This is a genomic window from Desulfobacterales bacterium, from assembly GCA_030066985.1.
In the GTDB taxonomy this organism is placed as follows: Bacteria; Desulfobacterota; Desulfobacteria; order Desulfobacterales; family JAHEIW01; genus JAHEIW01.
The window spans coordinates 89,023-101,447 of sequence record JASJAN010000002.1 but is presented as its reverse complement, the minus strand read 5'-3'; the positions used below and the strand labels follow the sequence as shown (position 1 = coordinate 101,447).

Annotated in this window: 15 protein-coding genes; 5 read left to right on the top strand and 10 right to left on the bottom strand. The window is 48.0% G+C overall.

From position 1 onward, the window contains the following. Window positions 1–49: 49 nt before the first annotated feature. A complete protein-coding gene (locus tag QNJ26_01270; protein MDJ0984143.1) occupies window positions 50–568 on the top strand; it encodes a hypothetical protein in 519 nt (172 codons plus the stop codon). Between the two features lie 36 nt (window positions 569–604). Here the strand turns inward: QNJ26_01270 and QNJ26_01265 are convergent, their stop codons facing one another. The 7 genes from QNJ26_01265 to QNJ26_01235 form a co-directional block, all read right to left on the bottom strand. Then, the gene (locus QNJ26_01265) at window positions 605–1,270 is read right to left on the bottom strand and encodes an HAD family hydrolase (protein MDJ0984142.1); all 666 of its coding nucleotides are present in this window, start codon (window positions 1,268–1,270) and stop codon (window positions 605–607) included. A 44-nt stretch (window positions 1,271–1,314) separates the two neighbouring features. Further along, entirely contained in the window at window positions 1,315–1,635 is a 321-nt protein-coding gene (locus tag QNJ26_01260; protein ID MDJ0984141.1) for a zinc-ribbon domain containing protein, read from the bottom strand. A gap of 157 nt (window positions 1,636–1,792) precedes the next feature. Next, on the bottom strand, window positions 1,793–2,545 hold the full coding sequence (locus QNJ26_01255; protein ID MDJ0984140.1) for an SDR family oxidoreductase: 753 nt from the start codon (window positions 2,543–2,545) through the stop codon (window positions 1,793–1,795). 123 nt (window positions 2,546–2,668) lie between these two features. Then, window positions 2,669–3,154 carry a DUF3859 domain-containing protein gene (locus QNJ26_01250; protein ID MDJ0984139.1) on the bottom strand — a complete coding sequence of 162 codons (486 nt, stop codon included), beginning with the start codon at window positions 3,152–3,154 and terminating at the stop codon, window positions 2,669–2,671. Window positions 3,155–3,248: 94 nt separating this feature from the next. Further along, a complete protein-coding gene (locus tag QNJ26_01245) occupies window positions 3,249–3,695 on the bottom strand; it encodes a hypothetical protein (GenBank protein ID MDJ0984138.1) in 447 nt (148 codons plus the stop codon). A gap of 23 nt (window positions 3,696–3,718) precedes the next feature. Further along, window positions 3,719–4,096, bottom strand: a complete 378-nt coding sequence (locus QNJ26_01240; GenBank protein ID MDJ0984137.1) for a hypothetical protein — start codon at window positions 4,094–4,096, stop codon at window positions 3,719–3,721. Window positions 4,097–4,412: 316 nt separating this feature from the next. Further along, window positions 4,413–5,813 carry a hypothetical protein gene (locus QNJ26_01235; GenBank protein ID MDJ0984136.1) on the bottom strand — a complete coding sequence of 467 codons (1,401 nt, stop codon included), beginning with the start codon at window positions 5,811–5,813 and terminating at the stop codon, window positions 4,413–4,415. A gap of 274 nt (window positions 5,814–6,087) precedes the next feature. Here QNJ26_01235 and QNJ26_01230 point away from each other — a divergent pair, with 274 nt between their 5' ends. From QNJ26_01230 to QNJ26_01220, 3 genes are all read left to right on the top strand, one after another. Further along, window positions 6,088–6,852, top strand: coding sequence for a DUF3568 family protein (locus QNJ26_01230; protein ID MDJ0984135.1), 765 nt, complete (start codon window positions 6,088–6,090; stop codon window positions 6,850–6,852). A 218-nt stretch (window positions 6,853–7,070) separates the two neighbouring features. Continuing rightward, window positions 7,071–7,370, top strand: a complete 300-nt coding sequence (locus tag QNJ26_01225) for a PilZ domain-containing protein (GenBank protein ID MDJ0984134.1) — start codon at window positions 7,071–7,073, stop codon at window positions 7,368–7,370. Between the two features lie 184 nt (window positions 7,371–7,554). Beyond that, entirely contained in the window at window positions 7,555–8,793 is a 1,239-nt protein-coding gene (locus QNJ26_01220) for an MFS transporter (protein ID MDJ0984133.1), read from the top strand. A 43-nt stretch (window positions 8,794–8,836) separates the two neighbouring features. On the opposite strand, the gene QNJ26_01215 is transcribed toward QNJ26_01220, so the two are convergent. The 3 genes from QNJ26_01215 to QNJ26_01205 all read right to left on the bottom strand — a co-directional run bounded on the left by QNJ26_01215 (window position 8,837) and on the right by QNJ26_01205 (window position 11,208). Beyond that, entirely contained in the window at window positions 8,837–9,631 is a 795-nt protein-coding gene (locus QNJ26_01215) for a PA2779 family protein (protein ID MDJ0984132.1), read from the bottom strand. Between the two features lie 355 nt (window positions 9,632–9,986). Beyond that, on the bottom strand, window positions 9,987–10,556 hold the full coding sequence (locus QNJ26_01210) for a phosphoribosyltransferase family protein (protein ID MDJ0984131.1): 570 nt from the start codon (window positions 10,554–10,556) through the stop codon (window positions 9,987–9,989). Window positions 10,557–10,662: 106 nt separating this feature from the next. Continuing rightward, complete coding sequence (locus QNJ26_01205) at window positions 10,663–11,208, bottom strand: nitroreductase family protein (protein ID MDJ0984130.1); 546 nt, start codon at window positions 11,206–11,208, stop codon at window positions 10,663–10,665. Between the two features lie 269 nt (window positions 11,209–11,477). On the opposite strand from QNJ26_01205, the gene QNJ26_01200 reads away from it, so the two are divergent. Beyond that, window positions 11,478–12,305 (top strand): secretin N-terminal domain-containing protein, encoded by an 828-nt coding sequence (locus QNJ26_01200; protein MDJ0984129.1) that lies wholly within the window; start codon window positions 11,478–11,480, stop codon window positions 12,303–12,305. Window positions 12,306–12,425 lie beyond the last annotated feature (120 nt).

Below are 12,425 nucleotides of genomic sequence, written 5' to 3'. Positions count from 1 at the left end.
TGCATTTTTGAGATAACTTCAAATTGATTTTACGAAAAGAAGGGCCAGCATGAAGTACATCTCCTTTGCAGCGCTCGCCGATAAAGCGGCGGAATTAAATCAGGCCGGCCAAAAATGGCATTTTCACATGATCGGCCCCGCCTGCATATTCAGTCGGCGAAAGAACGAATATGAAATCATCATCGAAATTGAATTGACGGGTGAAGAATTCGCGTGCAGTTTTTCCGAAAAACCCATGCCGGAAACGCGCCAGATGGCCGAACTGTGCTATGGACCCGGCTTTTTAAACAATAAAGAGAACCCTGATGATACGATTACAGCTGATCAGAAGGCGGATAAAAACGAAGCCTTCGGCAAGATAATGGATCGCGCCCGGGCCTGTTGCGCAGCCGGTACAGCCTGGCACAACCATCATCTTTTCCCCGAGTGTATTTTCAATCCTCAAAGGGGAAAGCACAGCATCGTTTTTGAAGATGAAAACAATGGAGAGGCGCTGTATGCCTACTATGACCATGATCCGGTAAAAGACCTGGCCGAACTGGAAGCGCTTTTTTTCGCTAACCGATGACCCTATCAGAACAGCTCCGGGGGAGGAGAAATAGCATCATTGATGCCTGCCGGCCGTCCCCATTGCACTGAATGCGCGAACCAATTCCGGTGGGTTTTTGAAAACAGCCTGTGCCCCGGAGCGCTCTAATTCATCTCTGGTTCCATATCCCCACAGAACGCCAAAACCACTGACACCATTTTCTTTTGCACCAATCATATCATGCTCACGATCACCGATCATCACCGCCACAGCAGGTGAAAGCAATTCTGTTTGCAGGATGTGGGCTATTAGACTTGTCTTGTCGCCCCGGGTTCCGTCAAGTTCACTGCCATAGATACACTTGAAGTAGTGCTGCAGTGCAAAGTGCGCGATAATTCGCTGCGCATAAATGGTCGGTTTGGATGTGGCCACATAAAGTGTATGGCCATAGTTTTGCAGGGATGCCAGCACATCGGCGATGCCGCCATAGACTTGATTCTCGTATAATCCCACACTGCCAAACCGCTCACGGTAAAGCGTCACCGCTTTCTCAATAAGGGCTTTGTCCTCAGTGGCCAGCAGTTTTGCGAAGCTTTCCCTTAACGGGGGCCCGATGCACCAGCGCAAATTTTTCCCGGACGGCAATTGTTTGCCCAGCTTATCCAGCGCATACTCAATGCAGTTGGTAATGCCTGTCAAAGGGTCGGTCAACGTACCATCCAGATCAAATAAGAGATTCATTGTTTTTCAGTCTAAGGATCAGGTTCAACTACAGCGCTTTTTTGTCACGAGTCTTGTTTGTCTTTTCGCATCACTCCTTCAAGATGGGTCCTGCGGGCCTCTTGTTTGCGTTGACGCTCTTTTGCGCGGCACTCGCGGCAGCGAACGGCCGTGGCGAAAAAGTATCCACCGGCCTCCTCGTACCACCATTTTTGCTGGGCGGCTTTCCAGATTTCGACCGAGCCACAATCGCGACAGGTGAATTCGATATCGTAGTAGTATTCGGGCGGAGAATCATACGTATTGCCCATGTTGAGCTTTGATTCGTCCACCGGCAGCCGATGAGCGGCTTTGTTTTTTCTTCGAAGTTTCTTTTTTCTGGGCATAGCACGGTCCAACTATCGATTCAGTTCAGCAGCTTGCTGTTGATAGTCGCTGCTGTTATGGAAAGTTATCAATTAGACGATTCCTCAGGTTTGATTTTCAGGCGCTTCTGCGCAACGGAGCCCCGTCGGGAGCAGCAAAACGTAAAACTGGATTTGATTAGATCGGCCTTTTGGGAGCAGCAGGCCAACCGCCTGCAAATTTGATTATTGTGCCCGTATGAAATGAACCTTTCATAGTGGCCAGATAGTTTACCAACTCACCTATTTCCTCCGGTTCACCGAGCCTGCCTGCCGGCACAACTTCCCTTATGAATGCTTTGCCGATAGGGTCATCTATAAATTTTGTCTTTGGAAAGTAGGCCTCACTGTATAGGTAATTGGGTGCAATGGCGTTTACCGGAATACCGAAAGGCGCTAGCTCTATACTTAAAGATTTAACCAACGCATTCGTTCCGGCCCTCGCGATGTCAGGTATAGCGCCACCCGGCAAAGGCAGTTCGGTACGACATGATGTGATCATGATGACATTGCCCTTACCTTGTTTTTTAAGACGTGGAATGGCCGCCTGCATTAATTTAAATGGATAGACCAGGACACTTTCTATCGTTGCATTTAAATCTTCCACATTCGCTTCCTCTATTGGAATATGTATCGCGGGAAACGTATCGTTACTTACCAGAACATCAATCTTTTTATGATGATCCCATGCGTGCTCAATGAGCGCCTTTGGGTCCTGCAGGCTTATCGGAACTGTGCCGGGATTTTTGTCTTCGTAATCCTCTTGTATCTTTGTATCATTAAAGGCGGGATCTTGAGCCAAAACGTGATATCCGCCTTCCAATAGAGCTTTAACCGCGGGCGGACCAACATAGTCCAGGACATTTGTAACCAAAGCGATTTTTTTATTCATCATCTTCTCCGGGATGGCACTTATGTGATTTTGGAGAGGAGCGAAAAAACCTAACGGGGCGGCTTTGTAGCGAGGGCAGCGAGTCCATAAAAGCCGCAGGTTATACCATTGCTATTTATAAGCTTATGATTTACTTACCATAAAGGATTTTTCTATCAGCAAATTTTCTTTGTGATAAATTTGAAAAATCCATTCCCCCTTAACCATTTCATAGCTTTCATTAAAAGTGTAATGCTCGGCCCTCCAGGTACCAATTTTAGCATCGACTATGGCGCTGCTTTTAGTTTTTCCTTTAATAGGCGGATGTATGGCGACTACTTTTAGCGTCACTTTTGAGCCTTCCGGCTCTCCATTTATGACATATTTGATGCCAAATGAGAGTCCTTTTTCCGCTGGAATATTAGTAGTCTTGCTGATGAAGACAACTCCCTCAGTAATATTATAACCTCCGCTTGCCGTAGTATCAGATGATACCGTCTCTTTTAGATTGATGTTACAGATACCGTAATCCCGAATTTCAGCGCCAAATATCTTTTGTGAATCAACCTGAGAACCAGCGCAACCTAAAATAAGAAAAAGCATAGCAAGGCAAGTGATATATGATTTCATTAGTCCCCTCTCAAATAATGTGATGTATAACGGTGACTTGAACGGCCTGGTTTGCGCGTAGGGCAACAGGTCCGCTCGAGTGACTGGTTGGATGCTATGGTGTTCCTAATGCCTCTTGTATTTTGTTTTGATCAGTATATTTAACATAGCTAGTGATAGAAGTCTTTACATTCTGATTGGTCATAAGTTCTTGCATAGCTACCTGACCAACTAATTCAAATGCTTTGCGAAGTGCTAAAGGATCAGTTGTTTGAGCTGACCTAAATTCTGATGCACAATCTTCTGCTAATAGCCGTGTAACCAAATTACCAACATATTTGTCGATTTTGACTCTATCTTCTTGTTTGATGTTCGAATATGAGCTCATTTCAGGATGTGCTGCAATTGCAAAATATATCCATTTGGCAAGATTTTTCCTTTCTTTCCCTGTTAGCGAGTCGATAAGACAGGTACCCAGATTGAGCTCGCTGGCATTCACTGGGGATATAGATACCGCTACAAATAAAAGGATAAGGAATAATGCCATAAAATTATTCTTCATAAGGTCTCCTTTAATTCGCTTATTTATGTTTCTGGGTTTTCTATCCAAGAGTACGCTGCGTCCTCATCATGAAATACCTCAAATTCTAAATTTCTCATTTCCCCGAAGGCGGACAACATGCGGCCCAGGCCATATCTAACCTGTGCTTCCGCGTCGACGATAATGGCACAGCGGCCCTGGAAAGTAGGAGAATTGGCGAGCAGATCTGCAAGCGCCTCCATTTCCTGTGCTGTGCGCGTCTCGTCGCTCTCCCTGACATCCATGATCAAATGAACGCCGTTTGAACTGTTGGGATCATTCAGAGCACTTTGATAGTTATTGAATGTTTCTTCAAACGAATAATTGCCTACTGCATAACAATGAACGACCCCGGGTCTCTTGTGTTCGTAGTATGTAGGCATAGATCCTGCCTCCGTTTTCTACTTTCTCTTGTTAGTGTTTAAGCTCACCAGCCGACTTCGTACTTATCCCTGAATAGAACCCGCCTCGCCTCTTCCGGCTAAGTGTAGCGCTTGGTTAAGTCAGTTATTGAGCGAGTTGCGTTTTTACATGTGTACTGGATAAACGATGCAAATCTGCACTCGACCTATAATTCATTTACTTTTAAATGTGTTTTCCCCACAGATCTTCGAAGACAAAAAATTATACTATTGGCAGACTGATCGTGCAACAGCTTGCCATACCATGATATTTTAATCCACCAGTTGATTTTCTATATTAGCACAGGTTGGCTTCCTGAACGATCCGACGCCACACTTTTTGATCCAGCGCTTGCGGATCGCTGCGTTTGATCTTGCCGGCCGCCACCTGAGCCATAAATTCTTCGGTGGCCTTTAGCGATGCCCTTGGGCCGCCCAGAATCTTATCGGGCGCCTTGACGCTCTTTGGCATCTTGTTCTTTTGGATCAGGCGATGGATGACCCTGAGGGTTTCCGGATGCTCGAGCAATTCCTGGTGCTTTTTTGCTTTTTTAAGATTAAACACTTGGCTGTCGGGAATCTGCACCAATCGCGCTGACCAGAAGGGCACTGTGCCGTCACCCCCGCCGCCCGCGCCGTGTTTGCCGTCTATAGGTGATTTATCCTTGTTGGGATTGAAGGTGGCACCATTTACGGGTTTCCATTTTAACTCCACCCAGGTGCGCCGCTGCAGGGCGCGGATATGAAATACCCGTTTCACGACGGCAGGCGGCAGCTGCCGGGTGATGATGTTGCGCATTTGGATGGCGGCCGCCAAAAAATCCGGCCTGACCCAGGATGGGTAGCGGGCAAACATCTGGGGATCGAAAGGGTCGGCTTCTATGGCGGAGTTTTTCTTGTCACGCACAGGGTAGCGGCCGATTTCCAGTTTAGCGGCGTTGCGGTTGTAGGTTTTTTTATCTAGCGGCATGAGGATATAGGTGCCCATGAGCGTTCCGGTCAGACGGGCCAATTTTTTGGTATTGTAGATGGTGTTCAACGGTTTCTGGCCCTTGTAGTAACGGTTTATATGGGTGGCGGTACCGTAGAAGGGCGTTGCCACTGTCACCAGGCGCGACATCCATGCGCGCACATCTGCTGTCTTGGTGCTGGTTTTAAACACCTTGTGCAAAAATACTTTGGCCACCAGGCCACCCATGCTGTGGCATAAAATGGTGGTATTGGGCAGCGGGTTTTCCTGCCACAACTCCTGGACCCGCTGTTTGAGCGTCTTGAGGAAAAATTGCAAAAACCCGGCCGACTCGCGAACCGTACGGCGCCAGTCAAATCCGAATACCAGGTAGTTATAACCCTTGTCCCGAAAATAGTCTTCGGTGGCATTATAGGGTTTAAGCAAAAAACGCAGGGGGCCGTTGGGGATGCAGATGTGATTGCCGATATCATGGTTGTTTAGCAGAATTTCAAGCTGCAAGGCTTCTTTTTCAAAAATAATACCCGGGTCCATCCAGATCGGGTCGTAATTAAACGGCAGAGAAGCAGCGCCTTTATAGGGTTTTTTTGATCGATCGATCTGTGATCCCATGCCCCCGGGAATCAGCAATACGGTGGGCTTGCTTTTTTTATAAGTGCGGGCAAATTCTTCGATCTGGCGCACGTGCGCCTGACGAATTTCTTTTCTGCGGGCGCTTTCATATGTCATGGTGCTGCTCCTTAGGGGTTGCCGTAAATAAAAAACCCCATCACTTCCTGCAAATGATGGGGATTAACGGTCGCATCACATGGCTACCTCTTCTTTGCGGTTAGCACATTGGAATAACGGCTAACCTTTACCATGATGCCATCCTGCCGTCAATACGCGGCGAAATCGCCTAATCATAAAATCGTTGAAATTATTGAAAAAGAATAAATGCTGCTTACTTTCTACGACACAATAAAGGGTCTCAGCATGCGTAAGCACGACAGAAATAGACAAGATGCGAAAATTTTTGACTGACACAGATGGGTTGAAAATCGGTCTGACGATCATCGGGCTGCTGGGTTGCATCGGTTTGCTGGGTGGATGTGCCGAGGTGGTTGTGCCCGGGGCGATGGCCGGGGGTGGCGAGTATTATCGCTATACCACCTCCAATATTGCCAAAGAAACTTTAATGGGTGATGAGCGCGATGTGACCGAGGCGGCTCGCAGCGCCCTGACCCAAATGGATATGCGGATACATTCGGTAACCCCTTATACGGATGAAACCATCATTCTGGCATCAACACCCGAATTGGAGATCAGCATTACAATTGTCCCGGTGACGGCTAATACCACCCAGGTCATTATTGATGCCAAAGAAGACCACATCATCAAAAAAGACAAGGCGACTGCGGATGCCATCTTAGCCCAGATTCGACATGTGCTGGCCAGCAAAGATTCAACTGAAGACCTATTTTCCAGGATTTTTATCAAAAACAATTGCAAACACCACATTTACGTGGCTGTGCGTTTTCTGACCGCCAAAAATGAACCGGAACACTGGACAACCCGGGGCTGGTTTGCGTTGCAGGCGGGTCAAAAAAAGCACATTGCCGATACTCACAACCGCTATATCTATTTTTATGCTGAAACGCGCCTGAAAGATCAAATGTACTGGAGCGGTGATGATTTTCACTGGTTCGAGGGCCATCGGTTTGGATTTTTCAAGGCTGATTTCGGCAATGATTTGGGTGACATCACCCAATCGTTTGGCTGTGATTAACATCCGATAGTCTACCTTAAACCTGCAATTAATTCCCTCCTGCGGACATAATTCTAATCTTGACATATACCACAATGTAGTATATAATTTTTATTCAGAAGGTGGTTTCAGATTTTCCAATAGCTTTTCCCCCCGTTTAAAACTCGCCGATAGTGAATGATACTGTGATTTAAATCGCGAATTTCCGATGATGACGTTCTGCTAAATGGAGGTGAAGAATGGAAGCTGCAATTGATTACCGAAAATGTAAACGCTTTTACCATAATTCAACCATCTTGCTGGAGGATGAACACAAAGGCTCCTTTGCATATGGTAAAATTAACAATATGAGTGGCGATGGCATGTTCTTTATCACTGAATTTGCCTTCAAGCCCGGTACCCGGGTTAGATTCAGACTGGATAATCCCCCGTTTAAATCCTGTCCCAACGAATTTTGTGGTGTCGTCAAGTGGTGTAAAGATACCGGCGATGAGGATGGGGGTGATTATCCGTATGGAGTGGGTGTCGAATTCTGCTAAACTCCACCGGTTGAGCCCGTTACCCGTTAGCCCGTTCACCGGTTAAATAGTTTAAACCCCATTTTTTCAGGTTGGAAAAATGGGGTTTTTGCTTGCTGGATTACTGCGGATCCGAACGACTGCTTGAAAACCGAGCGGAGGTGTTTGTGGTAATTTGGTATTCACCAAAAACCGGAGATCACTCGTGGCAAACACTTCAACACCAAACCAAAGCAATGGCGTCAGTGGTTTTTTAATTGCCACTGCCTGTCTGCTTTTGCTGCTGTCCTTTGGCTACCGCGCCGGGTTCGGTCTGTTTGTCAAGCCCATAACCGAAGCCAACGGCTGGGGCCGTGAAATCATATCCATCGCCTTGGCGGTTCAAAATCTTTTCTGGGGAATCATTGCCTTTTTTGCCGGCGGTCTGGCGGATCGTTTCGGCAACGTTAAAGTCGTCATTGCCGGAACTTTTTTATATGCTCTGGGTATGGTGTTGATGCCCGGAGTGGCCAGCCCCTGGGGATTGAACGCTTCCGCCGGGATATTGGTGGGTGCCGGTATTGCGGGCACTTCCTTTGGCATTATCCTGCCGGCTATGGCCAGAGCAGTGGGCCCGCAGCGGCAGCAGTGGGCGCTGGGGCTGGGAACCGCCGCCGGCTCCATCGGTCAATTTGCAATTGTGCCGCTGTCCCAATTGTTGATCGATACCTATGGCTGGGCCACCGCCCTCAACATCCTGGCCGGTTCGGCTTTGTTAATGGCGGTGCTGGCCATTCCACTGGCGCCCTACTCCGGAAGACAGCCGGCCGGGCAAGCGCAAAACGCTAACGACCAGACAGTTCCTCAAGCGCTCCAGGAAGCCATACAATACCGATCATTTTTGCTGCTGGTGATGGGATTTTTTGTCTGCGGTTTTCATGTGGCCTTTATCACAGCCCATATGCCGGCGTTTATCACCGATCTGGGTTTTGAGCCTAAAGTGGGTGCCTGGAGCATATCGCTTATCGGTCTGTGCAATGTATTCGGTGCGTATATTTCCGGGGTTGTATCCGGCAAAATGTCGATGCGCTTTCTGCTGGTGTGGATCTATTCAGTGCGTGCGGTCGTGATCACCTTGTTTATGTTAATCCCGGTGAGCCTCACCTCCGTGCTGGTGTTCAGCGCCACCATGGGGTTTTTATGGCTGGCGACGGTGCCGCCGACTTCGGGACTGGTTGCGTTGATGTTCGGGACCCGTTACATGGCCATGCTTTACGGTATAGTTTTTCTGGGCCATCAGGTGGGCAGCTTCATTGGTGTCTGGCTGGGTGGCTGGCTGTATGATCACAGCGGAAGCTACGATATGGTCTGGTGGCTGGGCGTGGTGCTGGGTTTAATGGCCGCATTTGTACACTGGTTGATGAACGAGCGGCCGGTTGAGCGGTTGGCCGCTGAAACGGTGTAGACCCTTCCTGATAAGTATTGAATTTTATCCAGCGTCTGCAGGTTTATTTAAATTCGATAAGGACCTGACTGCCCGTCTGGCTTTGCTTTCCACTCACGGTTGAAATTTTTGAGGGCTCTACGCCCTTTGCGATCAGATAATTTTTAACGGTATTGGCGCGGACTTCGGACACCATTTGGTCATAGGATGAGGTGCCGGTCGAATCTGAAAAGCCTTTTATGCTAATCTGCCATTGCGGATTTTGCGCCATAAAGAGCGCCACACGATCAAGCCTTTCATATGCTTTGGCGGTGAGGTCATTTGAGTTGGGATTGAAATAAATGTTCAAAGGCGTGTCCGGGTTGATTCCGACAGTCGTTTGCGTGGAGGCCGTCTGCGATTTAGCACTGGGCTCAACCACTGCCGGACCGCTGGATTTGTTTGTCGCGGCCTGTTTGTTGACAAAAGGGAAGATATCGGTATAGCCGGAGATATCGGTGATCAACAGAATCAAAAATACCAAAAATAAGATGATGATAAAGGTTTCAAAAAAGCCGCTGCCGGCCGGCAGCTCATCGATGGAATCCGCGATATGTTCCAGCTCAGCATCTGATAAACTATCCACCCGGGCGACAACCTCCGCCGGGTCAATGCCGCGGGATTCCAATAGTGCGATGATATCTTCGCGCAGCAGATATTGGTTGATACGGTCCCGCATCTGCTGGCTGTGATCGATTTTGATCGTCGTTTCGGTACTGATCATGGCCGCCAAGCCCGATTGATACAATCCTGAAAGCAACAGCAAGTGGAGAGCCAGCAGCAAAGCGGCAGGCCTAATTAGTCTGCGAAGGGCGTTCAAATGTGATCTCCTTTCACCTGAAATGGCGCTAACGTTCATTCATAACACAAACCAATGTTTCTTGCCAGCGTTCACGAACCAGACACCGGCCTCAAATCTAAAGCCCTGCTTCTCATTGTGAGATGAGGCGTCATGTTTTAACCAGATGGCCCAAAAAGTACAGGCTATCCCAGTCGCCCTAGACGGAACAACCGAGATAGCCTAACCATAACACCAAACCGCGAAAAAAGAGGGCAGGCATCATGGGTCAAAAAAACCCTTACACCTTAAAGTAATAAAGAACAATAGCAAAAATCTTAAAATTTGTGTTTTTATTGCACCTATAGCTGACCGCGACACTTCAGGCTGACAGCGTTTACACCAATCCCGCATCTTCAAATAGCTTTTTCATGCCGGTCTTATTTTCGAAGATTTCTTCTCGGGTAAGGCCTTCCAGCTCGTGGGGAAATACCAGCCACTTATCGGTCGCATGAATATAATAATCCGGCACGATGTCTGTTAAATTATATTTCGGTTTAAACCAGGCCGTGGCAACCCGGATGTCTTTTGGCAGGTTGCGGCGCATTTTTGCGGTAAGGGCCTCGATGATGGCTTTAATGCTGCTGCCGGTATCAAAGACATCGTCAACGAGCAGCAGGCCGTCTTCCCAGTTGGCTTGACGGATGACATACTCTAGTCCATGGACGCGAACTTCTTTGTCTCTTTTTTTGATTCCGTAATAAGAAGAGGTGCGAATAGCGATATGATCGGTTTTAACACCCAGATGGTCCAGTATTTCCTGAACCGCAATGCCGACCGGTGTGCCGCCCCGCCATACCCCGATGATAAAACTGGGCCTGAATCCGCTTTTGAAGATGCGCAGCCCCAGCTCAAATGAATCGTTTAACAGCTCCTGCGCGGTGAGGTATCGTTTGTCGTCATCCATAATCAGATACAGGGGGTTAAAATGATAGGGTCAAAAGGTCCACCCGTATTATATTTTTCATTCCCGTTTTTAGTCAAATGAAAAATCGATTGCAAAACTTTAACCCTTAAATCTTTTGCGAATAAGGAGCGCCATGGGTATTGAGTGAGACCTTATTAAATGGCAGCGATTCTCTGGGATGCTCCGACTTGCTCTCCTGCGGATATCCAATGGCGATGATGGATTCTACCCTCATATGCTCCGGTAGATTCAGTACACCGGCAATATAGGCTTCAGCCGACTGCTGATCATCATGTTTTCGTTCCCTGATTTGAATCCAACAGCTGCCCAGTTCAAGCGATGTAGCAGCCAGATGGATAAATGCGGATGCAATCGATGCGTCTTCAATCCATACATCGGTAATTTGCGGATCGCCGCAGACAACGATTCCCAGGGCGGCATTTTTCAAAAAGCTGGCCCCATGGGGTTTTGCGCCGGACAGTTTTGCCAGGATTTCGGGTTCGGTCACAACGACAAATTCCCATGAATTTTTACCCATCGATGTCGGCGCGCGCAGCGCCGCTTCCACCAATTGATCAATCGTTGTCGGATCCAGCTTTTGGTCCTGGTATTTTCGAATGCTTCTGCGCTTTTTCAGTAATGATAAAAACATAGAACATGGACCTCCTCTCTGAAAATAGCAATCATTTAAAATGGAATCTAAGTTCTGTCGGTCGAACCTGTTACCCGCTTGTCCCCTTATGGCGGGTTGGTCTTTTTGCCGGTTAGATGAATAAAAAATAGACAGTACTCCTTCTTAACGGGCCCAACGGGCTAAACGGGTAACCGGCAAACCTGTTTGATTCTAAGAGACTGGCATGATAAAATTTTTTTATGGTACAGTCAAAGAAAATAAGACCGCTGAATATTCAAAATAAAAAAATGAAATACACAACGATATGCGCTTTGGGCACGATGCTGATTGTTTTGATGTTGGCAAACAGTGTCGCAGCACAGGAAGTGGCGGTTATCAAAGTCCTATATCGCCGCGCGGCCGAACTGGTGCCGGTTGTTGAAAGCCTGCTTTCAGATCAGGGCCGCGTGACAGTCAGTCAACGGGTAAATTCACTGGTTGTCGTGGATAACGCTGAGGCGATCCAACGCGTGTACGCTTACGTTGAGCGATTTGATATTCCGGTTGAGCAAGTCCGCATTCGCGTTCGATTTAATACCGGCAGTGCCGGCCGCCGGCAAGCGCATGCTGCTAGCAGCCGCTATTCCAGTGATGATCTGACGGTAACTATCGGTGGCCGCAAAAAAAGCAGAACGGTAAGATCATACAGCGATCGTGAATACCGGCAAAGGGGCCACACCGAAGCCTGGGTGGTTGCCATGTCCGGCAGTCCGGCCTTTATCCGTACCGGCAAAGAAATCCCTTACTTAAGCAGCTCGCCATTTGTCAGAAGGCATGCTCCGGGCGGCGCAACGGTCGAATGGCAAAGCGTTGAAACCGGATTTGAAGTGACCCCGACAGTTGCGGGTAACCATGTTATTTTAAAGATCGTTCCGCGCCTTTCTTATGACAACCGTGAGGATGGTGTCATTCGGTTTTACGACGCCCAGACGGAATTAAGCGTCCCATACGGTCAGTGGGTGGAAATCGGCGGGGCGGATGATCGGCAAAACGAAATCTTCCAAGAAATTCTCTCCCAGCGTATCCGCGACGGGCGGGTTACAACAGGGATGTCGGTAATGGTCGAACAACCTTGAATCCAAGGTTTCAGTGTTCAGGTGTCAGCGCTTCTATTCGTCCCTGACACCTGAAACCCGACACCTGACACCTTGAATTTACCTTGCACACTGATCCCTGAAGCTTTATAACAGGAAACG

Excerpts from the sequence above, each read along its gene's own strand:
- QNJ26_01245 (MDJ0984138.1), bottom strand. The coding sequence starts at position 3,695 with ATGAAGAATAATTTTATGGCATTATTCCTTATCCTTTTATTTGTAGCG.
- QNJ26_01235 (MDJ0984136.1), bottom strand. The coding sequence starts at position 5,813 with ATGACATATGAAAGCGCCCGCAGAAAAGAAATTCGTCAGGCGCACGTG.
- QNJ26_01230 (MDJ0984135.1), top strand. The coding sequence starts at position 6,088 with ATGCGAAAATTTTTGACTGACACAGATGGGTTGAAAATCGGTCTGACG.
- QNJ26_01260 (MDJ0984141.1), bottom strand. The coding sequence starts at position 1,635 with ATGCCCAGAAAAAAGAAACTTCGAAGAAAAAACAAAGCCGCTCATCGG.
- QNJ26_01225 (MDJ0984134.1), top strand. The coding sequence starts at position 7,071 with ATGGAAGCTGCAATTGATTACCGAAAATGTAAACGCTTTTACCATAAT.
- QNJ26_01270 (MDJ0984143.1), top strand. The coding sequence starts at position 50 with ATGAAGTACATCTCCTTTGCAGCGCTCGCCGATAAAGCGGCGGAATTA.
- QNJ26_01210 (MDJ0984131.1), bottom strand. The coding sequence starts at position 10,556 with ATGGATGACGACAAACGATACCTCACCGCGCAGGAGCTGTTAAACGAT.
- QNJ26_01240 (MDJ0984137.1), bottom strand. The coding sequence starts at position 4,096 with ATGCCTACATACTACGAACACAAGAGACCCGGGGTCGTTCATTGTTAT.
- QNJ26_01265 (MDJ0984142.1), bottom strand. The coding sequence starts at position 1,270 with ATGAATCTCTTATTTGATCTGGATGGTACGTTGACCGACCCTTTGACA.
- QNJ26_01250 (MDJ0984139.1), bottom strand. The coding sequence starts at position 3,154 with ATGAAATCATATATCACTTGCCTTGCTATGCTTTTTCTTATTTTAGGT.
- QNJ26_01205 (MDJ0984130.1), bottom strand. The coding sequence starts at position 11,208 with ATGTTTTTATCATTACTGAAAAAGCGCAGAAGCATTCGAAAATACCAG.
- QNJ26_01200 (MDJ0984129.1), top strand. The coding sequence starts at position 11,478 with ATGAAATACACAACGATATGCGCTTTGGGCACGATGCTGATTGTTTTG.
- QNJ26_01255 (MDJ0984140.1), bottom strand. The coding sequence starts at position 2,545 with ATGAATAAAAAAATCGCTTTGGTTACAAATGTCCTGGACTATGTTGGT.